Source organism: Blastochloris sulfoviridis (assembly GCF_008630065.1).
Taxonomy (GTDB): Bacteria; Pseudomonadota; Alphaproteobacteria; order Rhizobiales; family Xanthobacteraceae; genus Blastochloris; species Blastochloris sulfoviridis.
In genome coordinates, this window is sequence record NZ_VWPL01000048.1 from 1 (window position 1) to 20,593 (window position 20,593).

Consider the following 20,593-nt stretch of genomic DNA (forward strand, 5'->3'; position numbering starts at 1 on the left):
GTGCCACGCCGTCTCGAATTTCGCCAAAAACGACGTCGGGTCCGTAGGTTACGAAAAAAAGGTGTTAAAGTCGGGCATGACTGGCAAATGCGTCGAGCTACCCCTTCCGTTCAAAAATAAAAAAGAAGACATTGATTCTCTTCCAGAAATTTACGCAACTCGGCAGGCGACGCTGGTCGCGGTGAATTTCGACGGACGCAATGTTTTGATAAATTTCGACGAACTCCAGCCCGGAGACGTCATTCTATCGCGTGGAGCGAGACCGTCGATTTCAATCGGTGATGCGATCGTGGCGTATCAGAAGGTTGTTCTTGCGGCTCAATATCCGTGGATCGCCGAAGGCCACGCTCATGCCGTCTGGACCCACGTCGCACTCCTCGATGAGAACCATCAGGTTTGGGACGCGATGCCCGGGCTGAATGTCAGGGCGCGCCCCTTGAGAGAAGTGTTGCGGGAGAACGGTACGATTTCGGTTCGCAGATCGCAGATCTACATCGATCCGGGGCAGTTGAGTTCCAGTCTGCTTCATTTTTCGAACGAAACTTATAGAATTTTCAAACTGGAAACAGGCGGCTCTCTGGCCGCGAGATTTGTCGCACGCCGAAGCCGCGCACTGAACGGCGATGCTCACAGCACGCGGGCGATGCCGTCCGACAAGTCTGTCATCTGCTCGACCTTTGTCAGCAGCGTCCTGCGCCATGCCACGCAGACCGGCTTCTTCCGTGAGCTTGAGGTGGTGGTGCCCGGCGATTTCTCGGCAGACCGGATGTTCGAGCCGGTCGGTCTGCGGTGGTGCCGGATCGCCGATGGCGGCGAAGCGTCAAGCGTCGCGTTGAAATGAAATCGGCGGACCGGGCGAAGCCAGTCACCCGGAACCCGCATCACCCCCCGCGCGGCGGGATCACCGCCCAGCCGATGCGGACCGGCGGCAGGCGGCCCTTGATCGCCCAGTCGAAGCTGCGCGGCGTCTCGATGGTCATGCCGGGGAAGCGGGTGCGCAGGCTCACCGGCGGATGCGGGTTGGCGCCCTCGATGCGCCACACGACGAGCACGCCGGCCCGCGCCACCGTCTCCTCGGTGATCGAGGGCATGCGCGCCGGATTGCCGTCGAGGAAGAGCTGCGGCTGGTCGCGGCTGGCCAGCGCCAGCGTGCCGCCGGTCCACACGTCGCCAGCGACGATGGCCAGCGGCTGGCCGGTGCGGATGCGGTAGACCTCGGTGAACCAGCCGGCGATCTCGCCGCTCGGCCAGTTGGTGTCGGCGCCGGGGCCCCGGCCATAGGGTGCGGCGCCCGCCATCATCGCCGCCACGGCCGGCGGCGCCAGCGTCGCCAGCACCAGCGCCCGGCCGACCAGCGCGTGGCGGTAGAGCGGGATCGCCGGGCCGAGCAGCAGCACCGCGCCGAGGCCGGAGAAGGCGAACAGCGGCACCAGCGCCTCGGTCTTCGCCGGCAGGCCGAGCAGGAGGCCGGCGACCGCCACCGCCGGGGCCGGCGCCAGCACCAAAGTCAGCGCGAAGCGGCGGGCGGTGATGTCGGGCTCCGGCCGCGGAAACACCGGCACGGTGTCGCCCTCGCTCCTGCGCGGCACCACCGCCAGCGCCACCAGCACGGCGAGCGCGGCGTGGCCCAGCACGCCCAGCAGCAGCAGGCCGCCCCAGGCCTCGGCCGCGCCGACGAGGTCGGGCGCGCCGATGCTGCCCAACGCATGGTCGAACGGCAGGGCGTCGTCGGTCGCCACCCACAGGATGTGCGGCCAGATCAGCGCGGCGGCGACCGCCACCGCCCCCCACGGCTCGGGGGCGCGGAAGACGGCGCGGCCCTTCGGCGTCGCCACCAGGGCCAGCACCACCACGCCGGCCAGCACCGCGGCGGAATATTTGGTCACGACCAGCAGCGCCAGATCGAGCGCCACCAGCCCCCAATAGAGCCGGCGGCCCTGACCGGCGGCCCGCCACAGGTGCAGCGCGGTGAGCGCGAACAGCGGCAGCAGCAGCCGGTCGGGGCTGAGCGCCGGCGGCAGCCAGGTGACCCAGGCGACCCCGGCCAGGAGCACGGTGGCGAACGCGCCCTGGCGCTCGCCGACGATGCTGCGGGCGAGCCGGAACACCGCCCACAACGCCACCGCATCGGCCAGGACCCCGGCCAGCGACAGCGCCCACAGCCGGCCGCCGCCCAGCCAATAGGCGAGGCCGAGCACCCAGCCGGTCAGCGGCGGATGGGAGGGCGTGCCGAGCAGGCTTTCGCGGCCGATCACCAGCGCCTCGACCACCTCGCGCGGCGGGCTTGCCTGCACCAGCAGCATGGCCAGCGCCATCGCCAGGCTGTGGCCGAGGATCACGCTGTAGACCAGCGCGCGGGGCCGGCCGCGCAGCGCCTCCAGCAGGCGCGAGGAGCGCAGCGGGGTGTCGTCGAGCTTCATCGGCCGGGTTCCTGTCCCGCAACGGACGTGGCCACCGCGCCGCGGATCGGCGCGAACGAGCGGCGGTGATGGTCGCAGGGGCCGAGCGCTTCGAGCGCGCGGCGATGGGCGGCGGTCGGATAGCCCTTGTGTCCGGCGAAGCCATAGCCGGGGGCGAGCCCGTCGAGGCCGCGCATCAGCCGGTCGCGCACCACCTTGGCGACGATCGAGGCGGCGGCGATCGACAGGCAGAGTGCGTCGCCCTTGATCACGGCGGTACCGGGGCAGCCGCAGGGCGCGAGGTCGCGGCCGTCGGTGAGCACGTGCGCCGGCCGGCGCGGCAGCGCGGCGACGGCGCTGGCCAGCGCCCACAGCGAGGCCTGGCGGATGTCGTCCCGGTCGATGCGGGCCGGCGGCGCCAGCGCCACGCCGACCTCGGCGCAGGCGAGGATGGCCTCGAACAGCGCCTCGCGGCGGGCGGCGTCGAGCTTCTTGGAATCGTCGATTCCGTCGGGGATGCGGCCGGGGTCGAGGATCACCGCCGCCGCCACCACCGGGCCGGCGAGCGGGCCGCGCCCGGCCTCGTCGCAGCCGGCGACCGGCGCGTGGCCCGCCGCCATCAGGGCGGCCTCGCGCTCGAAGGTCGGCCGGAGCATGGGAACACGAACCCGCACCATGCGCTCGTGTTAGAGGATTCGCCGCAAAAGTGGGAACCGGTTTTGCGCGAGCGAGGGTGGGAACCCAGAACTCCTGAAACTCTAGTGCCGCCAGACCTTGACGGCGGAAAGCAGGAGCAGCGCCGCCAATAGCGGGATCAGGACGGCACTCGGCACGATCCCGAGCAACTGGGCGCCAAGGAAGCTGCCGACCACCGATCCCCCCGCCATGATCAAGACGAAGGCCCGGTTCCGGCCGAGAACGCCGAAGCTCTGGTCCCGGCTGTAGCGGGTGAATCCCACGATCATCGTCGGCAGGCTGACCGCCAGCGACAGGCTCCCGGCGAGCTTGATGTCGGCGCCAAATAACAGAACAAGGGTCGGAATCAGCAGCTCACCGCCTGCCACGCCGAGGAGCGAGGCGACGACGCCGATGACGAACCCCGCGATGACCCCGGCCACCATCTGCGCCGTGCCGGTCAGGAGCAGCGTTCCGCTGGACGACACATCGTGTCCGAGCAAGAGAACGCCGGCGATCACCACCAGCAGCACCGCGATCACCCGGTAGAGCGAGGCGGACTTGAGCTGCATCGCCCAGCCGGCCCCGAACCAGGCCCCGAGCAGGCTGCCGGCCAGCAGGTTGACGATGATCGGCCAGTGGGCCGCGATCGCGTCGAGCGGCACCGTCCGCGTGCGGAACAGCAGGGCCGTCGCCACGACGATCAGGCTCATGGCCTTGTTGAGGATCACCGCTTCGAGCGCCGCGAAGCGAAACGCCCCGATCAGCAGCGGCAGCCGGAATTCGGCGCCGCCCAGTCCGATGAGGCCGCCGAGGGTGCCGATCACCGCTCCACCGCCGAACGCACCGACCCACCGTCCTCGCACTGCCCGCCCCCATTTTTCACGGGACACTATGGCTGCGCCCGCGAAATATCCAGTCAAATATAGCGTTGTTCGGGAACAGGGTTCGGCAAACGATGGGACGCTGCACCCCCGGCGGTAGGCAGGCTTGAACAGACAACCATGACGAGGTCCGGGGGCTCAGTCTGCGTCAATGGGAGCAGGCTCCTGGCAATTTGTCATGACAATGTCGGGCGGGACATGTTATGGCAACTCAAAGAGGACAGCGCATGAGCATCCGCAGCACCCGGTCCGAGAAGCTGGACCTTCGGCTTTCGGCGTCTGCCAAGCAGACGCTGCGACGCGCTGCGGAAGCCAGCCACAAGACCTTGACGGAGTTCGTCCTCGACAGCGCCGTGCAGCGGGCCGAGGAGGTGCTGGCCGAGCACCGGTCCATTCGCTTGAGCCCCGAGGACTGGGCCGAGTTCCAGCAGCGTCTGGACGCTCCGCCGGTGGTGCATCCGCGCCTTGCCCGCCTGCTTCAAGACGCCGGCCCGGCGGATTGAGCCCGGGGTCCGTCCGTATCGAGAAGCTTGGGCCGGACCATGACACGGCCCGCTTCGATTGCGGGCACCCGTCCCTCAACCGGTTCCTCCAGGCCTTCGCGCTGCAGAACCAGAAATCCGGCAGCTCGCAAACCTACGTCGCCGTGATCGACGGTGCGGTGGCGGGATATCATTGTCTGACCGTTGGGGACATCAGCCTGGAAGAAGCTCCGGAGCGGTTGGCGCGCGGGATGCCCCGCCACCCCGTTCCGGTGATGATCGTGGCGCGGCTGGCCGTCGACCGGGCCCATCAGGGGCGCAAGCTCGGTGGCGCGCTTCTCAAGGATGCCCTGCGCCGGACATTGGCCGCCGCCGACATTGCCGGAATCCGCGCCGTGATTGTCCACGCCAAGGACGACAAGGCGCGCGCCTTCTACGAACGGTTCGGGTTTGCCCGGTTTCCCGCGCAGCCGCTGACGCTCTTCCTGCTTCTCAAGGATCTGCGCGCATCTGCCGGCCTCCGGATCTAGGGCGCCTTCCGCCCCATCCGGCCGGGGCGCATTGCTCCGGACCCTGGTGTTGGCCATATAGTCTCGGCGAGCCCCCAGGGAGAACGCCATGCGGTGGGAAGATTACCGGCGCAGCGACAATGTCGAGGACCGGCGCGGCGACGACGGCGACTACGGCCAGGGCGGTTCGGGGGGGCCCGGCGGCTTTCCCGGCGGCCGCGGCGGGCTCGGCATCGGCGGGCTGATCGTCGTCGGCCTCATCGCCTGGGCCACCGGCATCAATCCGGCGCTCTTGATCGGCGGGCTGGAGATGCTCCAGGGCGGCGGTGCCCCGCAGTATCAGGAGCAGCGCCGGCCGCCGCCGTCCGCCTCCACCGGCCAGCCGGCCGACAAGCAGGGCCAGTTCGCCGCCACCGTGCTGGCCCAGACCGAGGACGTCTGGGCGGCGATCTTCCGCGAGAAGTCCCGCGCCTATCCGCCGCCGCGGCTGGTGCTCTACACCCGCGTCACCCAGTCGGCCTGCGGGCTTGGTCAGTCGGCGATGGGGCCGTTCTATTGCCCGGGCGACCGCAAGGTCTATCTCGACCTCAGCTTCTTCAACGACCTCGCCCGCCGCTTCGGCGCGCCCGGCGAGTTTGCCGCCGCCTATGTCATCGCCCACGAGGTCGGCCACCACGTCCAGAACGTCCTGGGCGTGCTGCCGCGCGTGCAGCAGGCCAAGCAGGGCGTGTCGCAGGGCGAGGCCAACGCGCTCTCCGTGCGGGTCGAGCTGCAGGCCGACTGCTATGCCGGCGTGTGGGCCCACCACGCCGATTCGCGCTTCAAGATCCTGGAGGACGGCGACATCGAGCAGGCGCTGCGGGCGGCCAGCGCCATCGGCGACGACCGGCTGCAGCAGCAGGCGCAAGGGCGGGTGGTGCCGGATTCCTTCACCCATGGCTCGTCCAAGCAGCGCACGGCGTGGTTCACCCGCGGCCTGCGCAGCGGCGAGCTTGCCGCCTGCGACACCTTCCAGGCCCAGCGGCCGTGAGTCCGGTTTCCAATTGATCCCTTCGGGATAGCGGAAACGGTCTCGCCGAAGATCCGATCAGAGGGCGGGGGGGCTCTTTGCGGGGCGGAGACCGTCGCCGGCCGCATGGCCGACGTACCGGCGGCGCCGGGACATCGCTCTTGTTGGTGGGGTTGAAGCCCATTACGAGCATACGTTCAAAACACCGCGTGCAGGGTACCGTGCGCCGTGGCCGGCATCCCCTGGCCGGCCAGCCCTGGCCGGGGAGGCTCAAGTGACGACGTCGCCGGATCCCGTTCCCGCACCGCAACCCTTGACGGCCGGAACCGTCCCGTCCCACGCCGGCTGCCTGCTCTGCGGCGACCGCAATCCGCTGTCGCTGAAGCTGCGGTTCGCGCCCGATGGGGCCGACGGCGTGCAGGGGTCGTTCGCCTGCCGCGACATCCTCCAGGGCTATGACGGCATGGTGCATGGCGGCGTCATCGCCGCGCTGCTGGATTGCGCGATGACGCACTGCCTGTTCCATCATGACATCGAGGCGGTGACGGCCGATCTGCACATCCGGTATCGCCTTCCGCTGTCCTGCCGGGCGCGGGTCGATCTTCGGGCGCGCTTCGTCCAGTTTCATCCACCGCTCTACCGGCTCACGGCGGAGATCAAGGTCGGCGATCAACTCGTCGCCCGCGCGGCAGGGGCGTTCGTTGACGCGGCGCGCCGGCCGGCTCCCGTCGGCAGCGGAACTTGACGCTGCGTCCGGCTGACCGGGCTGGATGTCGCATGGCGTCCGCGCGCACGGCGAGGCGGCGGCAACCGCTGCTGGCCGGTGGCGCGCGAAAACAGTATTGTTCTGCATGCCGATCCTCACCGTCATTTTCGCTGTCCTGCTCACCCTCGCCGCGGGGCTCGGCGTCGCGGCGCTGGCCACCCGCCGGGCGAGCCGGCGGCTGGAGGCGCGCTTTCCGCCCGCCGGCACGCGGGTCGAGGCCGGCGGCGGCGCGATCCAGGTGCTCCGGCTCGGACCCGCCCCGGCGCCGGAGCGGCCGACCCTGCTGCTGCTGCACGGCGCCCCCGGCTCAGCCGCCGACCTGCGTGCGCTGGGCGAGCGGCTGACCCACGGCGCCGCGGCGCTGCCGGTGCTCGTTCCCGACCGGCCGGGCTCGGGCTGGAGCGGCCGGCCGGGCGGCGACGCCGATGCCGCGCTCGGACGCCAGGCCGAACTGATTCGCGCCGCGGTGCAGGCGCTGGGCGCCCGCCGGGTGCTCGTCGTCGGCCATTCCTTCGGCGGCGCAGTGGCGCTGCGCTACGCGCTCGACCATCCGGACGAGGTGGCCGGGCTGGTTCTGGTCAACCCCGCCACCCACCCGCGCCCCGGCGGCCTGAAATGGTTCCAGGCGGCGGCCGAGAAGCTGCTCACCGGGCCCTTGTTCACCCGCACGCTGGCCACGCCCTTGAGCCTCGCGGCGCTGGAGACGGCGACCGCGCGCATGTTCGCGCCCGAGCCGCTGCCCGTGGGCTATCTCGACGCCAGCGCCCTGGCGCTGGCCATGACGCCCGAGCGTTTCCACCACACCATGCAGGATTTCATGCGGCTGCGCGGCGAGCTGATCGCCCAGGCGCCGCGCTACGCCGCGCTCACGGCGCCGCTCACGCTGATTCTCGGCACGGCGGACGCCACCGTGCCGCCCGCCGACCATGGCGAGGTGCTGGCGCGGGAGCTGCCGGCGGCGCGGGTGGTGCGCATCGAGGGTGCCGGCCACATGCTCCATCGCGGCCATGCCGGGCTGGTGGCCGGGGAGGTCGGCCGCCTCGCCGCCGCCCTGCTGGCCGAGGACGTGCTGGCCCACGTGATGGTGAGGGACGCCGTTGCGGGCGGCACGGCCGCGGCGCTGCCGGCGCACCGGCCGGATTCGCGATTCTGAGCGCCGTCCCGGCGGGCGTGCGCCGCGATGCCGGCCCCGGCTGCGGGCGGGATTTTGCGCGCCGAACGGCGAAGTTCGCGCCATCCGGGGCTGTGCGGACACCGATCTTGCGACCTCCGGTCGTTCCGTGCAGACTTTTGCGCGAGATCCGGGCCGCAGGCCACTGCCATGCCCGCCCCGCCGCGGCAGCAAACACACTTGCCCACGGCGAACGTCGCCTCTAAATGCTACTCTTCGATCGCGGCCGCGCAGGGATGCGGTCGGTTTCGGCTGGGAGTTCCCTTTGGCCGTCGTCTTACCGTTCGAATCCGCGCCCGAAGCCTCGATCGAGAGCCTCGTGCGGCTCGTGCAGCCCGACATGGAGCGGGTGAACGCGACGATTCTGTCGCGCACCGGCTCCGACGTCACCAAGATCCCCGAGGTGGCCAACCACCTGATCTCCTCGGGGGGCAAGCGGCTGCGTCCGATGCTGGTGCTCGCCACCGCCCAGATGTGCGGCTATCAGGGCGACGCCCAGACCAAGATCGCCGCCGCGGTGGAATTCCTCCACACCGCGACGCTGCTCCACGACGACGTGGTCGACGAGAGCGAGCTCAGGCGCGGCAAGGCCACCGCCCGCATGCTCTGGGGCAACGAGATGAGCGTGCTGGTCGGCGATTTCCTGCTCGGCCAGTCGATGCGCATGATGGTCGAGGTCGGGTCGCTGCGCTGCATGGAGATTCTCTCCACGGCCGCCGCCGTCATCGCCGAGGGCGAGGTGATGCAGCTCGCCGCCGCCAAGAACACCGAGACCACCGAGGACGCCTATCTGGCGGTGATCCGCTCCAAGACCGCCGAGCTGTTCGCGGCGGCCGCCGAGTTCGGCCCGGTGCTGGCCGGCCGCCCCAAGGCGGAGGAGGCGGCCTGCCGCTCCTACGGTACCAATCTCGGCATCGCCTTCCAATTGGTCGACGACGCGCTCGACTATGGCGGCCGCGCCGCCGAGCTCGGCAAGAATGTCGGCGACGATTTCCGCGAGGGCAAGATCACCCTTCCGGTGGTGCTGGCCTTCCGCCGCGGCACCGACGCCGAGCGGGCGTTCTGGCGCAAGGCGCTGGAAAAGGGCGAGGCCGACGACGCCGCGCTCGAGACCGCGGTCGGGCTGATGCACAAGCACCGCGCCATTGAGGACACCTGCGAGCGCGCCAAGCACTACGGCGCCATCGCCACCGACGCGCTGGGCCTGTTCCCGGCCTCGCCGGTCAAGCGGGCGCTCGCCGACGCGGTCGCCTTCGCCATCTCCCGCGCGTACTGACGGCAACGTTCGGCCGATCGGCCCTCGTCTTCCCTCTCCCCTTGCGGGAGAGGGTGGCGAGACCGAGCGGCAGCGAGGTCGAGCCGGGTGAGGGGTGCACATCGCGCCCGCTTGAAGATTTACCCCTCACCCGCCTCGCGATCCTTGATCGCTCGGCACCCTCTCCCGCAAGGGGAGAGGGAAGAAGCGCGCGGCTTCCGACCAGCCGTTTATCCCAAGGCAATAAGCCGAATTCATATCATACGGTTTCCGGCCGATCGGGCCGGCGAACCGTATCAGCCGTGCGGCCGGCCGCTGCGCGCTGTGGAGGCGCCTGCCGGCAAGGGTGTCAGATGGTCGAAGGGAAACTGCGGCAGCGCGGCCGGATCGATCGTGAACAGCAGGTGCTGGACCGCCACCATCGGCGGAAACGTGCCGGGGCCGCCCGGCGCGCTGCGGGTTATCAGGTCGGACGTCTCCAGGCCGGCGAGCGGCGGGGTGCCGGCGAGGCCGACCGGCCGCAGATCGGCCGTCCGGGACTCGGCGGATGCCGCATCGGGCCGGGCGGCCGTCAGGCTCGCGGGTTCGGGCTGCGACGATCCGGCCCCGGTGGCGTGGGCTGCCGCCCGCACCGCCAGACCGGCGCCGGGCCGCAGCAGGCTGCCGGTGACGTCCGCGGCCGGCGCCTCGCTCGCCGTAAAGCTCGGGCTGGGCGAGGCGGAATTGGGCGCCGTGGCGGTGCCTGGCTCGGGCGGGGCGAACAGGTCCGCCGATGTCGGCGGCAGGCGCACGATGTCGGGCCGCACCGCCGCCAGCGCCCCGGCGAACAGCAGCGGCACGGCGGGCGCACTCGCCGCGGGCGCGTCGCTGCTTGCCGCGCCGGTCTGCGCCGACCAGCCCGGCGCCAGCAGCATGATCGCAACGCCAAGCGCCACCGGCAGGCCGGCTGCCGCCATCAGGGCCGCCGGGCGCCGCCGGCGCAAGGGCTTGAACCGCTGGGGCTTCGGGCGCGACGCCGTGGACCGAGACGTCATGGGCGGCGAATCCATGTCAGGCGAACTCGGTGAACGTGAATGCGTGGAGCGTGAACGCGTGGAACGTGAATTCATGGGACGCAACGCGAAATTCTCGATCCGGCCGCGAACGTTCCGCAGCCCGCACCGGAGTGTCGGCGATCATCATTGCCGTGCCGTTAATGGCGGTGGCCGGGTGCGGCAGTTCACCGTGCGGCAGTTCACCGACACCCCCAGGCAGGCACAAGGCTGCCCGGAAGGACCGGACCGCATGCTCACCAACGGCAGACATAGGCTCGCACGCCAAAGGGGCGATTTGGCGGCAGGGGCGCCGCACCCCGGCGATGCCGCCGGCGCATGGCGCCCCGGCGGCCGGCGTTCGCCTCAGGTTTCCACCGGCGGGCGGGTGTCGAGCGGCTCGCCCGCCACCATGAACTGCGCCTTGGCCAGCGCCGCGAACCGGCCGCCGAGCCGCACCAGTTCGTCGAAGCTGCCGGCCTCGACGATGCGCCCGCCCTCGAACACCAGGATGCGGTCGGCATTGCGCACGGTGGCAAGCCGGTGGGCGATGACGAAGGTGGTGCGGCCGCGCATCACCTCGTCGAGCGCGAGCTGCACCTTGTGCTCGGTGGCGGCATCGAGCGCCGAGGTCGCCTCGTCGAGGATCAGGATCGGCGGATCCTTGAGCAGCGCGCGGGCGATGGCCAGCCGCTGGCGCTCGCCGCCGGACAGCGCGCGGCCGCGCTCGCCGGCGATCGTATCGAGGCCCTCGCTCTGGCGGGCGATGAAGTCGGCGGCCTGGGCGCGCTCGCAGGCGATGCGGATCTCCTCCTCGGTGGCGTCCGGCTTGCCGGCCAGCAGGTTCTCGCGGATCGTCCGGTTGAACAGCAGCGCCTCCTGGAACACAACGCCGATGGAATGGCGCAGCGACGCCAGCGTGATGTCGCGGATGTCGATGCCGTCGATGGTGATGGTGCCCGACTGCGGATCGTAGGCGCGGTGCAGAAGCGCCAGCGCCGTCGACTTGCCGGCGCCGGTCGAGCCGACCAGGGCAATGGTCTCGCCGGGCTCGGCCGAGAAGCTGACGTCGGCCAAGGCCGGGCGCTTGCCGTCATAGGAGAACGACACGTCGTGGAAGGCGACCGCGCCCTTCGGCTTCTCGAGCGTGCGGGCGCCGGGCCGGTCGCGCACCGCCGGCGCGGTGTCCAGCACCTCGAAGAAATGGCGAAGCTGCGGCGCGTCCATCACCATGTGGTTGACGAAACTGACCGACTGTTCGAGCCGCCCGATCAGCATGCCGGCGAAATTGACGAAGGTGACGATCTCGCCGATCGAGGTCAGCCCCTGCAGGTGCAGCCAGGTGCCGAACAGGAAGATGGCGAGCACGGTGAGCGTGGTCGAGGCGCGGGTGGCCACCGACACCACCGCCCACCAGGACAGCACCGGCATCTGCGCGCGCAGCACATTGGCGGCGACGTCGCGCAGGCCGCGCACCTCGGCCTCGATGCGGGTGAAGGACTGCACCAGCGCGACATTGCCGAGCGTGTCGGAGGCGCGCTCGGCGAGGTCGGAATGAAAGTCCTCGACCACCGCCTGCATGCCCTCGGTCTTGCGCATCACATAGGAGGTGAGGGCGGAAAACAGCACCGCCAGCCCGATGAGCAGCGACGCCAGGCGCCAGTTCATCCACAGCGCTACCGGCATCATCACGACAAGCGCGGCCATGGCCGCGAAGGTCTCGCGGAAGAACGACAGCCACAGGCCCCACAGCGTGTCCGCCCCCTCCAGCATGATCTTCATCAGCCGGCCGGAATGGGTGGTGCCGTGATAGGCGAGCGGCAATTGCAGCACATGCTCGAAATAGGTGGTGACGATGCCGAGCCGCCGGCGGTGGGCGAGGCGGTCGGCGTGCAGCGCGATGGCGACGCCGGCCACCACGGTGAACAGCGCGAACCCGGCCCAAGCGAGAAGCCAGGGCGTGATGTCGGCGAAGGCGGGCGGCCGGCCGGCGCCCTGCGCGCCGATCAGCGTGTCGATGATGCGGCCATAGAGGATCGGCTCGGCGAACTGGGCGCAGGCCAGCGCGAGATTGGCGATGGTGAGGATGACGCCGAGCCGCAGCTCGGGGCCGAGCGCGGAGATGGTGCGGCCATAAAGACGGATCAGGTTCATCGAGGATGCCGTTGGGCGGGCGGGAACGGCCGGCGGGTCTGCCGTCAGCTCGGCTGCCAGTGTGACCCTGCCGGCGACTGTGGCAAGGCCCAGCCGGCGCGCGGGGCGCGGTCGTGCAAACCCGGACGTGCGGGGGCGCCGGCGAGCGGCCAGGGCATCGCCCGCCTCGTCTGTTCGGCGATCGATCTACAGAACGAAAGCTGCCGGCGCGGCCGCCGCGCGCCGCGGCCATTCGGGTTGCTGCCTCCCGCGGCCCCGATAAATATTGCAGCCGGCAGTAATAATGTTGACAGTTTGCCGGCTGGGCCGTTCTCTCAGGCTCCCGTTTCGCCACCCAGATTCACCCGCGCATGGCCGATTCGATCGATCGCCTCTTCCAAGCCGTCCGCGCAGCCAAGGCGGGCAACAACGGCCGTTCGCGCACGGCCAAGTTGCTCAAGAGCGGCCGCATCAAGATCGCCAAGAAGGTGGTCGAGGAGGCCGCCGAGGTCAGCTTCGAGGCGGTGCTCGAGAACCGTGACGCGGTGATCCGCGAAAGCGCCGACCTGATGTACAACCTCGTGGTGATGTGGGCCGACGCCGGCATCGCCCCGAAGGACGTGTGGTCCGAGATGGCTCGGCGCGAGAAGGCGATGGGCATCGCCGAGAAGCTGCCCAAGACCGTGTCCAAGACGGCGGCCAAGACAGTGTCCAAGACCGTATCGAAGCCGATACCGGCCCCGGCCCCGCGCCGCAAGTCCCGCCCGGCAAGAGCGGGGTAGGACGGGAGCAGGGTCGGATCTGTCACGGGAACACGGTTCTCCGGCCCGATCCGCTGGAAGCCGGGGCGCCGCCATGCGGCACCCGGCCGGGCTGCGGTCATGCCAACGGCCGCGAACGCGGACCGTTGGTTCCGGTCGCGGATTTTCGCGAAATCTCTGATTTCCCGAAAGAAAATCCGCGAGAGTCAACGGCCCTACGCGTCCGCGTTTGGGGCCGTTGGCATCAGTCCTTGGCGCGCTCGCAATAGGCGCCGTCGGCGGTCATCACCACGATGCGGGTGCCGGCCTCGATGTGCGGCGGCACCAGGGTCTTGACGCCGTTCGACAGCATCGCCGGCTTGTAGGACGACGACGCGGTCTGGCCCTTCACCACCGCCTGGGTCTCGACCACCTGCAGCGTCACGCGCTGGGGCAGGTCGATCGCCACCGCGTTGCCCTCGAACACCGACAGCATGCACTCCATCTCCGGCTGGAGATAGACCGCCTGGTCGCCGAGCACGTCCTTGGAGACCGCGATCTGGTCGTAGTTCTCCTTGTTCATGAAGTGGAAGCCGTCGCCATCCTCGTAAAGGAAAGTATAGGGACGGTCCTCGACATGGGCACGCTCGACCTGTTCGGTGGTCTTGTAGCGCTGGGTGGTCTTCACCCCGTCGCTGATCCGGCGCATGTCGATCTGGGTGGTCGGCGTGCCCTTGCCGGGAAAGAAGCTCTCGGCGGAGATCACGGCGTAAAGCCTGCCATCGATTTCGAGAATGTTGCCCTTGCGGACCGAACTGGCGATGACTCTCACAGGAATTCCTCGGGCTGCGCGCCGGCGCGACCGGAGAGCGGCGCAGCGCGGCTGGATATGATAGGGGCCGGGCTTCATCTGCCCGAGGTCGCGCGCAATGTCCACTCCTTCCCGCTGGTGGGATCCCCGCCGCCACGCCGATCGCCGGCCGGTGCTGCTGGCCCGCGGCCGCATCAATGCCGCGCTCAGGGTGTGGTTTGCCGGAGGCGATTTCGTCGAGGTGGAGACCCCGGCGCTGCAGGTCTCGCCCGGCAACGAACTGCACTTGCATGCCTTCGCCACCGAGATCGCCGCCACCGACGGACGGCGGGCGCCGCTCCACCTCCACACCTCGCCGGAGTTCGCCTGCAAGAAGCTGCTGGCGGCCGGCGAGACGCGGCTCTTCACGCTCGCGCGGGTGTTCCGCAACTTCGAGCGCACGGCGCTGCACCATCCCGAGTTCACCCTGCTCGAATGGTATCGCGCCGGGGAAGGCTATGAGGTGCTGATGGACGACTGCGCCGCGCTGCTGGCCGTGGCGGCGCTGGCGGCCGGGACGGAGCGCCTCGCCTGGCGCGGTGCCACCGCCGACCCGTTCGCTGTGCCCGAGCGGCTCACGGTCGCCGACGCCTTCGCGCGCCTCGCCGGGATCGACCTGCTCGCCACGCTGGAGGGAAGCGCCGGCAACCGCGCCGCGCTTGCCGGCGCGGCGGCGCGCACCGGTGTGCGGGTCGCCGACGACGACACGTGGTCGGACGTCTTCACCCGCATCATGGCCGAGCGCATCGAGCCGCATCTCGGCTTCGGCCGCCCGACCATCCTCACCGACTATCCGATCCCAGAGGCGGCCTTGGCCCGGCCCAAGCCGGCAGACCCGCGCCTCGCCGAGCGGTTCGAGCTCTATGTCTGCGGGGTCGAGCTCGCCAACGCCTTCGGCGAACTCACCGACCCGGCCGAGCAGCGCCGAAGGTTCCGCGAGGCGATGGCCGAGAAGGAGCGGATCTACGGCACGCGCGTGCCGATCGACGAGGATTTCCTCGCCGCGCTGGCGACCATGCCGGAGGCGGCCGGCATCGCGCTCGGCCTCGACCGGCTGGTGATGCTGGCGACCGGGGCGCCGCACATCGAGCAGGTGCTGTGGGCACCGGTGGCCGATGTGTTCGGCGGGGAAAGCGGGTAAACGAGCACGCTGTGACTCGTTCGTCCCGTCGTCCCGGACGAAGCGGGATGCGCAGCATCGCGCTTCGAGCCGGGACTATGACCAGAATGGACGCCCGTCCTGCCGACGGTCCCGGGTCGCGCGGCGATGCCGCTTGCCCGGGACGACGACAGGGGGGAGCGTTCAGCCAGGATCCCGAAGCAGCGCCGATGACCGCCCCCGCCAAAGCCCTCACCTCGGCCGACGATCTCGTCGCCGCCGGCCTCGTGCCGCCCGGTCGGCGCGAGGCGATCGCCGGCGTCGCGGCGCGCTATGCGGTGTCGATCACCCCGGCGGTGGCGGCGCTGATCGACGCGGCCGACCCCGCCGACCCGATCGCCCGGCAGTTCGTTCCCGATCCGCGCGAGCTCGACGCCGACCCGGTCGAGCGTCCCGACCCGATCGGCGATGGCGCCTTCAGCCCGCTGCCCGGCCTCGTCCACCGCCACCCCGACCGGGTGCTGCTGAAGCTGGTCAATGCCTGCCCGGTCTATTGCCGGTTCTGCTTCCGGCGCGAAATGGTCGGGCCGGGGGCGGGCGCCCTGGCGCCGGAGGCGCTGGAGGCGGCGCTGGCCTATATCGCCGGCCACCCGGCGATCTGGGAGGTGGTGTTCACCGGCGGCGATCCGTTCATGGTCTCGGCCCGCCGCGCCGCCGAGGTGGTGGAGCGGCTTGCGGCAATCGCCCACGTCAAGGTGCTGCGTTGGCACACCCGCGTGCCGGTGGTGGCGCCCGAGCGCGTCACCGCCGCGTTCGTGGCGGCGCTGAAGAGCCCCAACCAGGCGACCTGGGTCGTGCTGCACGCCAACCATGCGCGCGAGCTGTCCCCGGCGGCGCGCGCCGCCTGCGCCCGGCTGGTCGATGCCGGCATCCCGATGCTGTCGCAGAGCGTGCTGCTCGCCGGCATCAATGACGACCCCGACGGGCTGGCGGCGCTGATGCGGGCCTTGGTGGAGACCCGCATCAAGCCCTACTACCTGCACCATGCCGATCTCGCGCCCGGCACGGCGCATCACCGCACCAGCCTCGCCACCGGCCGGGCGCTGGTGCGGGCGCTGCGCGCCGGCGTCTCGGGCCTCGCCCAGCCGACCTATGTGCTCGATCTGCCCGGCGGCTTCGGCAAGGTGCCGGTGAGCCCCGATTACGTCGCCTGGCTCGCCGAGGACGGCCGCCACGGCGAGATCGACGACGCGGCCGGTTGCCGGCATGCCTACCCGCCCGATCCCTGATACCAACGGCAGCGTAAGCGGACCGTTGGTTCCGATCGCGGATTTTCGCGAAATCTCGGATTTCCCAGAAGAAAATCCGCGAGAGTCGACGGCCCCACGCGTCGGCGTCTGGGGCCGTTGGTATGATACGGTCTCCGGCCGATCGTCCGGAAACCGCATGACTGCTTCAACTGGAGACACTGATGAGCATCACCCGCATCGACATGGGGCCGCGCATGAGCCAGGCCGTGGTCCACGGCTCGACGGTCTATCTCGCCGGCCAGGTGGCCGACGAGCCCAAGGGCAAGAGCGTCACCGAGCAGACCGCCCAGATCCTCGGCCAGATCGACCGGCTGCTCGCCGCCGCCGGCACCGACAAGAGCAAGATCCTGATGGCGACGATCTACCTGACCGACATTGCCGGCTTCGCCGGGATGAACGCGGCCTGGGAGCCTTGGGTGGCGCAGGGCAACACGCCGGCGCGCGCCACCGTGGAAGCCAAGCTCGTGGCGCCCGAGTATCTTGTCGAGATCGCGGTGATCGCGGCGGTCTGAGACTGGCGGGTCGTCCCGGTCGGGGCGGCCCTCACTCCGCGGCGTGGCCGGTGGCCTTCGCCTCGGCCGCCGCGGCTTCGGCCGCCTCGGCGGCTTCCTCGGCGGCATCCACCGTCTTCAGCGCCTCGGGGTGCGGCATCGAGATGATGTTGTAGCCCGAATCGACGAAGTGGACCTCGCCGGTGGTGCCGGTGGACAGGTCCGACAGCAGATAGAGCGCGGCACCGCCGACCTCCTCGATCGACACGGTGCGGCGCAGCGGCGCGTGGCGCTTCTGGTAGTTGAACATCAGCCGGGCATCGGCGATGCCGGCGCCGGCCAGCGTGCGCACCGGCCCGGCCGAGACGGCGTTGACGCGGATGCCGCGCGGGCCGTAGTCGACGGCGAGGTAGCGCACCGAGGCTTCCAGCGCCGCCTTGGCCACCCCCATCACATTGTAGTTGGGCATCACCCGGGTCGAGCCGCCATAGGTCAGGGTGACGATCGAGCCCCCGGCCGGCATCAGAGCGGCGGCGCGCTTGGCGATCTCGGTGAAGGAGAAGCACGAGATCACCATGGTGCGCACGAAATTCTCGCGCGTGGTGTCGGCGTAGCGGCCCTTCAGCTCGCTCTTGTCGGAGAAGGCGATGGCGTGGACGAGGAAGTCGAGGCTGCCCCACACCTCGCCGAGCCGGGCGAACGCCGCATCGACGGTGGCAAGATCCTCGACGTCGCACGGCAGCACCAGGTCGGAGCCGACCGAGGCGGCAAGCGGCTTCACCCGCTTGCCGAGCGCATCGCCCTGATAGGTGAAGGCGAGGGAAGCGCCGTGCGCGGCAAGCGTCTTGGCGATGCCCCAGGCGATGGAGTGATCATTGGCCACCCCCATCACCAGACCGCGTTTGCCGTGCAGGAGCCCGTTCATGCCCACGATTCCCATGTGCTGCCTTCCGTCCCGCTGAGCGTATCGGTCTGTGGTGCCGCGCGCGTGCGACACCTGCGTGACGGAAAGCGTCTGTCCTGGCCGTGTCCAAAGGATTTTTCGGCGGCTATCGATGTCCTGTCGGTCGCCCTGTCCGGCCCGCCGCCGGTGCCATGTTGGCACCGGTGGCGCGGCGCAAACCCGTCAGGCCTCCAGCCGCTTCAGGATGATGGAGGAATTGGTTCCGCCGAAGCCGAACCCGTTGGAGAGCACGCAGCCGATCTTGGCGTTGTCGATGCGCTGCCGGACGATCGGCATGTCGGCGAAGGCTGGATCGATCTCCTCGATATTGGCGCTTTCGCAGATGAAGCCGTTGTTCATCATCAGGAGCGAGTAGATCGCCTCGTGGACGCCGGTGGCGCCCTGCGAATGGCCCGACAGCGACTTGGTGGCCGAGATCGGCGGGCATTTGTCGGCGCCGAACACCGCGCGCACCGCCTCGATCTCCTTCAGGTCGCCGACCACCGTCGAGGTGGCGTGCGGATTGATGTAGTCGACCTTGCACTTGACCTGGGAGATGGCCAGCCGCATCGCCCGCTCGGCGCCCTCGCCGGAGGGCGCCACCATGTCGGCGCCGTCCGAGGTGGCCGAATAGCCTGCGACCTCGCCATAGATGCGCGCGCCGCGGGCCTTGGCGTGCTCCAGCTCCTCCAGCACCAGCACGCCGGCCCCGCCGGAAATGACGAAGCCGTCGCGGTTGGCGTCATAGGCGCGCGAGGCGACCTGCGGCCGGTCGTTGTATTTCGACGACATGGCGCCCATGGCGTCGAACAGCACCGACAGCGTCCAGTCGAGATCCTCGCAGCCGCCGGCGAAGACGATGTCCTGGTTGCCCCACTTGATCTGCTCGTAGGCGTTGCCGATGCAGATGTTGGTGGTGGCGCAGGCGGCGGAGATCGAATAGCTGATCCCCTTGATCTTGAACCAGGTGGCGAGCGTCGCCGAGGCGGTCGACGACATCGCCTTGGGCACCGCGAACGGTCCGATGCGCTTGGGCCCCTTGGTGCGGGTGATGTCGGCGGCCTCGACGATGGTCTTCGTCGAGGTGCCGCCCGAGCCCATCACGATGCCGGTGCGCTCATGGGAGACCTCGGTCTCCTCCAGGCCGGCGTCGCGAATCGCCTGCTCCATCGCCACGTGGTTCCAGGCGGTGCCGCCGCCGTGAAACCGCATCGCCCGGCGGTCGACCACCTCCTCGGCGTTCAGCGTCGGCGCGCCATGCACCTGCGAGCGGAAGCCGAGCTTGGCGTACTCCTCCGCAAACACGATTCCCGACCGCGCCTCGCGCAGGGAGGCGGTGACCTCCTGCACATTGTTGCCGATCGAGGACACGATCCCCATTCCGGTGACGACGACTCGTCTCATGGTGAGCCTCTTGAGCGCTCATGGGCGGCGCCAAGCGCCGCGCGGGGCAGTTCGGACCTCAGGCGCCCTGGGGGGCCGGCTCGCCGGTGCGGAACAGTCCGACCTTCAGGTCCGAAGCGCGATAGATGATGGTGCCGTCGGCGGCCAGCCAGCCGTCGGCGATGCCGAGCACCAGCTTCGAGCGCATGATTCGCTTGAAGTCGACGCCATAGACCACCTTCTTGACGGTCGGCACGACCTGGCCGCTGAACTTCAGTTCGCCCAGGCCGAGCGCGCGGCCCTGGCCCGGCGCGCCCAGCCAACCGAGAAAAAATCCAACCATCTGCCACAGGGCGTCAAGCCCGAGGCAGCCCGGCATCACCGGATCGCCCTTGAAGTGACAGGCGAAAAACCACAAATCGGGTTTCACGTCGAGCTCGGCGCGGACCAGGCCCTTGCCGTGCTCGCCGCCCTCCTCCGAGATCTCAACGATGCGGTCGAACATCAGCATCGGCGGCAGCGGCAACTGCGCATTGCCGGGGCCGAACATCTCGCCTCGCCCGCAGGCGATCAGATCTTCGTAGCCGTAACTCGACCGTCGAACCATCGAAGATGCCTGCAAATCGCTCCCCCCGGCCTTCACTGCAGAATTCGCTGCCATTCTTCACTCCCAGATGCGTTCTCCTAACATACGAAAAAGATGTCATCAAAGCCGGTGACAGCCGCGGCGGGGGTTATGCAGCCGTGAAATGGCGGCATGCGAAAAGCGCTTGTTGCAACCGTGTTGCAAGACGCGGCCCCGCTGCGTATGATGTTTTCCAGGCACGAGCGGACTCCCAGCGCATCGCCATCCGTCCTCAGGCCTGAGGGCCGTAAAATTCCTGAGGGCCCGACAATTATAGTGTGATGAGTTGATGCCGGGCGACCGCAGACCAACGGATAACCGAACGACGATGAACGAGCTTCCTCGCTTCAATCGCCAAACCGAGAGCCTGCCGCGCGAGGGCGAAATCCTGCCTGTGGCGCGTCTGCGCGATCCGATGCTCCACTATGCGCGGACCGGCTGTCCGTTCCATGACGTCCGGCAGATGCTGAAGGATGCCGGCCTGCGGCCCACCCGCCAGCGGCTGGCCTTGGGTTGGCTGTTGTTCTCCAAGGGCGACCGGCACATCTCGGCCGAGATCCTGCACGAGGAGGCGCAGCACGCGCGCTTCCCGGTGTCGCTGGCGACCGTCTACAACACCCTGCACCAGTTCACGGAAGCCGGCCTGCTGCGGGAGCTGGCGATCGACGGCTCGCGCGCCTTCTTCGATACCAATGTCCACGACCACCATCATTTCTTCCTGGAGCAGGAGAACGAGCTGGTGGACATCTCGCCCAGCGCGGCAGGGTTATCGCATATAAGCAAAGAGTTCGAAGAAGAACTCTTTGCTCCAAAGCGCGAGGTTCATTTTTCTCGATAC

General features: G+C 69.5%; 22 protein-coding genes. 12 read left to right on the forward strand and 10 right to left on the reverse strand.

Annotated features, from left to right (window positions below):
- Window positions 1–841: hypothetical protein (locus F1193_RS17200; protein WP_170263731.1), on the forward strand; the 841-nt coding region annotated here is incomplete at its 5' end.
- Window positions 842–881: 40 nt separating this feature from the next.
- Here the strand turns inward: F1193_RS17200 and F1193_RS16060 are convergent.
- From F1193_RS16060 to F1193_RS16070, 3 genes are all read right to left on the reverse strand, one after another.
- Window positions 882–2,420, reverse strand: a complete 1,539-nt coding sequence (locus F1193_RS16060; RefSeq protein ID WP_150098814.1) for a glycosyltransferase family 39 protein — start codon at window positions 2,418–2,420, stop codon at window positions 882–884.
- Window positions 2,417–3,076, reverse strand: a complete 660-nt coding sequence (locus tag F1193_RS16065) for a ribonuclease HII (protein WP_150098815.1) — start codon at window positions 3,074–3,076, stop codon at window positions 2,417–2,419. The genes F1193_RS16060 and F1193_RS16065 overlap by 4 nt, the downstream gene beginning before the upstream one ends.
- An 81-nt stretch (window positions 3,077–3,157) precedes the next feature.
- Window positions 3,158–3,970, reverse strand: coding sequence for a sulfite exporter TauE/SafE family protein (locus F1193_RS16070; protein WP_342781832.1), 813 nt, complete (start codon window positions 3,968–3,970; stop codon window positions 3,158–3,160).
- 215 nt (window positions 3,971–4,185) lie between these two features.
- Here F1193_RS16070 and F1193_RS16075 point away from each other — a divergent pair, with 215 nt between their 5' ends.
- The 6 genes from F1193_RS16075 (at window position 4,186) to F1193_RS16100 (ending at window position 9,171) form a co-directional block, all read left to right on the forward strand.
- Window positions 4,186–4,461 carry a type II toxin-antitoxin system TacA family antitoxin gene (locus F1193_RS16075; protein WP_150098816.1) on the forward strand — a complete coding sequence of 92 codons (276 nt, stop codon included), beginning with the start codon at window positions 4,186–4,188 and terminating at the stop codon, window positions 4,459–4,461.
- Complete coding sequence (locus tag F1193_RS16080; protein WP_150098817.1) at window positions 4,458–4,970, forward strand: GNAT family N-acetyltransferase; 513 nt, start codon at window positions 4,458–4,460, stop codon at window positions 4,968–4,970. Before F1193_RS16075 ends, F1193_RS16080 begins: the two co-directional genes overlap by 4 nt.
- 88 nt (window positions 4,971–5,058) lie before the next feature.
- Window positions 5,059–5,979, forward strand: coding sequence for a KPN_02809 family neutral zinc metallopeptidase (ypfJ, locus tag F1193_RS16085; RefSeq protein WP_150098818.1), 921 nt, complete (start codon window positions 5,059–5,061; stop codon window positions 5,977–5,979).
- Window positions 5,980–6,232: 253 nt separating this feature from the next.
- Window positions 6,233–6,703 (forward strand): PaaI family thioesterase, encoded by a 471-nt coding sequence (locus F1193_RS16090; protein ID WP_210247391.1) that lies wholly within the window; start codon window positions 6,233–6,235, stop codon window positions 6,701–6,703.
- A 106-nt stretch (window positions 6,704–6,809) separates the two neighbouring features.
- Window positions 6,810–7,877 carry an alpha/beta fold hydrolase gene (locus tag F1193_RS16095; protein WP_170263732.1) on the forward strand — a complete coding sequence of 356 codons (1,068 nt, stop codon included), beginning with the start codon at window positions 6,810–6,812 and terminating at the stop codon, window positions 7,875–7,877.
- Window positions 7,878–8,160: 283 nt separating this feature from the next.
- The gene (locus F1193_RS16100; RefSeq protein WP_150098820.1) at window positions 8,161–9,171 is read left to right on the forward strand and encodes a polyprenyl synthetase family protein; all 1,011 of its coding nucleotides are present in this window, start codon (window positions 8,161–8,163) and stop codon (window positions 9,169–9,171) included.
- Window positions 9,172–9,446: 275 nt separating this feature from the next.
- On the opposite strand, the gene F1193_RS17205 is transcribed toward F1193_RS16100, so the two are convergent.
- The 3 genes from F1193_RS17205 to F1193_RS16115 form a co-directional block, all read right to left on the reverse strand.
- Window positions 9,447–10,184 (reverse strand): hypothetical protein, encoded by a 738-nt coding sequence (locus F1193_RS17205; protein ID WP_170263733.1) that lies wholly within the window; start codon window positions 10,182–10,184, stop codon window positions 9,447–9,449.
- 16 nt (window positions 10,185–10,200) lie between these two features.
- Window positions 10,201–10,455, reverse strand: coding sequence for a hypothetical protein (locus F1193_RS16110; RefSeq protein ID WP_150098821.1), 255 nt, complete (start codon window positions 10,453–10,455; stop codon window positions 10,201–10,203).
- A 92-nt stretch (window positions 10,456–10,547) separates the two neighbouring features.
- Window positions 10,548–12,335 (reverse strand): glucan ABC transporter ATP-binding protein/ permease, encoded by a 1,788-nt coding sequence (locus tag F1193_RS16115; RefSeq protein WP_150098822.1) that lies wholly within the window; start codon window positions 12,333–12,335, stop codon window positions 10,548–10,550.
- Between the two features lie 350 nt (window positions 12,336–12,685).
- Between F1193_RS16115 and hisE the strand changes: the two genes are divergently transcribed.
- On the forward strand, window positions 12,686–13,096 hold the full coding sequence (hisE, locus tag F1193_RS16120; RefSeq protein ID WP_150098823.1) for a phosphoribosyl-ATP diphosphatase: 411 nt from the start codon (window positions 12,686–12,688) through the stop codon (window positions 13,094–13,096).
- A gap of 223 nt (window positions 13,097–13,319) precedes the next feature.
- Here hisE and efp read toward each other — a convergent pair whose 3' ends face one another.
- Complete coding sequence (efp, locus tag F1193_RS16125) at window positions 13,320–13,886, reverse strand: elongation factor P (RefSeq protein WP_170263734.1); 567 nt, start codon at window positions 13,884–13,886, stop codon at window positions 13,320–13,322.
- A 97-nt stretch (window positions 13,887–13,983) separates the two neighbouring features.
- On the opposite strand from efp, the gene epmA reads away from it, so the two are divergent.
- From epmA to F1193_RS16140, 3 genes are all read left to right on the forward strand, one after another.
- Window positions 13,984–15,045, forward strand: coding sequence for an EF-P lysine aminoacylase EpmA (gene epmA / locus F1193_RS16130; protein WP_150098824.1), 1,062 nt, complete (start codon window positions 13,984–13,986; stop codon window positions 15,043–15,045).
- A 188-nt stretch (window positions 15,046–15,233) separates the two neighbouring features.
- Window positions 15,234–16,292 carry a lysine-2,3-aminomutase-like protein gene (locus tag F1193_RS16135; protein ID WP_150098825.1) on the forward strand — a complete coding sequence of 353 codons (1,059 nt, stop codon included), beginning with the start codon at window positions 15,234–15,236 and terminating at the stop codon, window positions 16,290–16,292.
- A 182-nt stretch (window positions 16,293–16,474) separates the two neighbouring features.
- Window positions 16,475–16,825, forward strand: coding sequence for a RidA family protein (locus tag F1193_RS16140; protein ID WP_150098826.1), 351 nt, complete (start codon window positions 16,475–16,477; stop codon window positions 16,823–16,825).
- A 31-nt stretch (window positions 16,826–16,856) separates the two neighbouring features.
- Here F1193_RS16140 and fabI read toward each other — a convergent pair whose 3' ends face one another.
- From fabI to fabA, 3 genes are all read right to left on the reverse strand, one after another.
- The gene (gene fabI, locus F1193_RS16145) at window positions 16,857–17,729 is read right to left on the reverse strand and encodes an enoyl-ACP reductase FabI (RefSeq protein WP_150098832.1); all 873 of its coding nucleotides are present in this window, start codon (window positions 17,727–17,729) and stop codon (window positions 16,857–16,859) included.
- Between the two features lie 201 nt (window positions 17,730–17,930).
- On the reverse strand, window positions 17,931–19,151 hold the full coding sequence (gene fabB / locus F1193_RS16150) for a beta-ketoacyl-ACP synthase I (protein WP_150098827.1): 1,221 nt from the start codon (window positions 19,149–19,151) through the stop codon (window positions 17,931–17,933).
- A gap of 58 nt (window positions 19,152–19,209) precedes the next feature.
- Window positions 19,210–19,737, reverse strand: a complete 528-nt coding sequence (fabA, locus tag F1193_RS16155; RefSeq protein WP_150098828.1) for a 3-hydroxyacyl-[acyl-carrier-protein] dehydratase FabA — start codon at window positions 19,735–19,737, stop codon at window positions 19,210–19,212.
- 433 nt (window positions 19,738–20,170) lie between these two features.
- Between fabA and irrA the strand changes: the two genes are divergently transcribed.
- Window positions 20,171–20,593 (forward strand): iron response transcriptional regulator IrrA (irrA, locus tag F1193_RS16160; protein ID WP_210247392.1); only part of this gene is annotated, 423 nt, incomplete at its 3' end.

Coding starts and splice junctions, on each gene's coding strand:
- F1193_RS16060 (WP_150098814.1), bottom strand. CDS start 2,420: ATGAAGCTCGACGACACCCCGCTGCGCTCCTCGCGCCTGCTGGAGGCG.
- F1193_RS16065 (WP_150098815.1), bottom strand. CDS start 3,076: ATGGTGCGGGTTCGTGTTCCCATGCTCCGGCCGACCTTCGAGCGCGAG.
- F1193_RS16075 (WP_150098816.1), top strand. CDS start 4,186: ATGAGCATCCGCAGCACCCGGTCCGAGAAGCTGGACCTTCGGCTTTCG.
- ypfJ (WP_150098818.1), top strand. CDS start 5,059: ATGCGGTGGGAAGATTACCGGCGCAGCGACAATGTCGAGGACCGGCGC.
- F1193_RS16095 (WP_170263732.1), top strand. CDS start 6,810: ATGCCGATCCTCACCGTCATTTTCGCTGTCCTGCTCACCCTCGCCGCG.
- F1193_RS17205 (WP_170263733.1), bottom strand. CDS start 10,184: ATGACGTCTCGGTCCACGGCGTCGCGCCCGAAGCCCCAGCGGTTCAAG.
- F1193_RS16110 (WP_150098821.1), bottom strand. CDS start 10,455: ATGTCTGCCGTTGGTGAGCATGCGGTCCGGTCCTTCCGGGCAGCCTTG.
- F1193_RS16115 (WP_150098822.1), bottom strand. CDS start 12,335: ATGAACCTGATCCGTCTTTATGGCCGCACCATCTCCGCGCTCGGCCCC.
- hisE (WP_150098823.1), top strand. CDS start 12,686: ATGGCCGATTCGATCGATCGCCTCTTCCAAGCCGTCCGCGCAGCCAAG.
- epmA (WP_150098824.1), top strand. CDS start 13,984: ATGTCCACTCCTTCCCGCTGGTGGGATCCCCGCCGCCACGCCGATCGC.
- F1193_RS16135 (WP_150098825.1), top strand. CDS start 15,234: ATGACCGCCCCCGCCAAAGCCCTCACCTCGGCCGACGATCTCGTCGCC.
- F1193_RS16140 (WP_150098826.1), top strand. CDS start 16,475: ATGAGCATCACCCGCATCGACATGGGGCCGCGCATGAGCCAGGCCGTG.
- fabI (WP_150098832.1), bottom strand. CDS start 17,729: ATGAACGGGCTCCTGCACGGCAAACGCGGTCTGGTGATGGGGGTGGCC.
- fabB (WP_150098827.1), bottom strand. CDS start 19,151: ATGAGACGAGTCGTCGTCACCGGAATGGGGATCGTGTCCTCGATCGGC.
- fabA (WP_150098828.1), bottom strand. CDS start 19,737: ATGGTTCGACGGTCGAGTTACGGCTACGAAGATCTGATCGCCTGCGGG.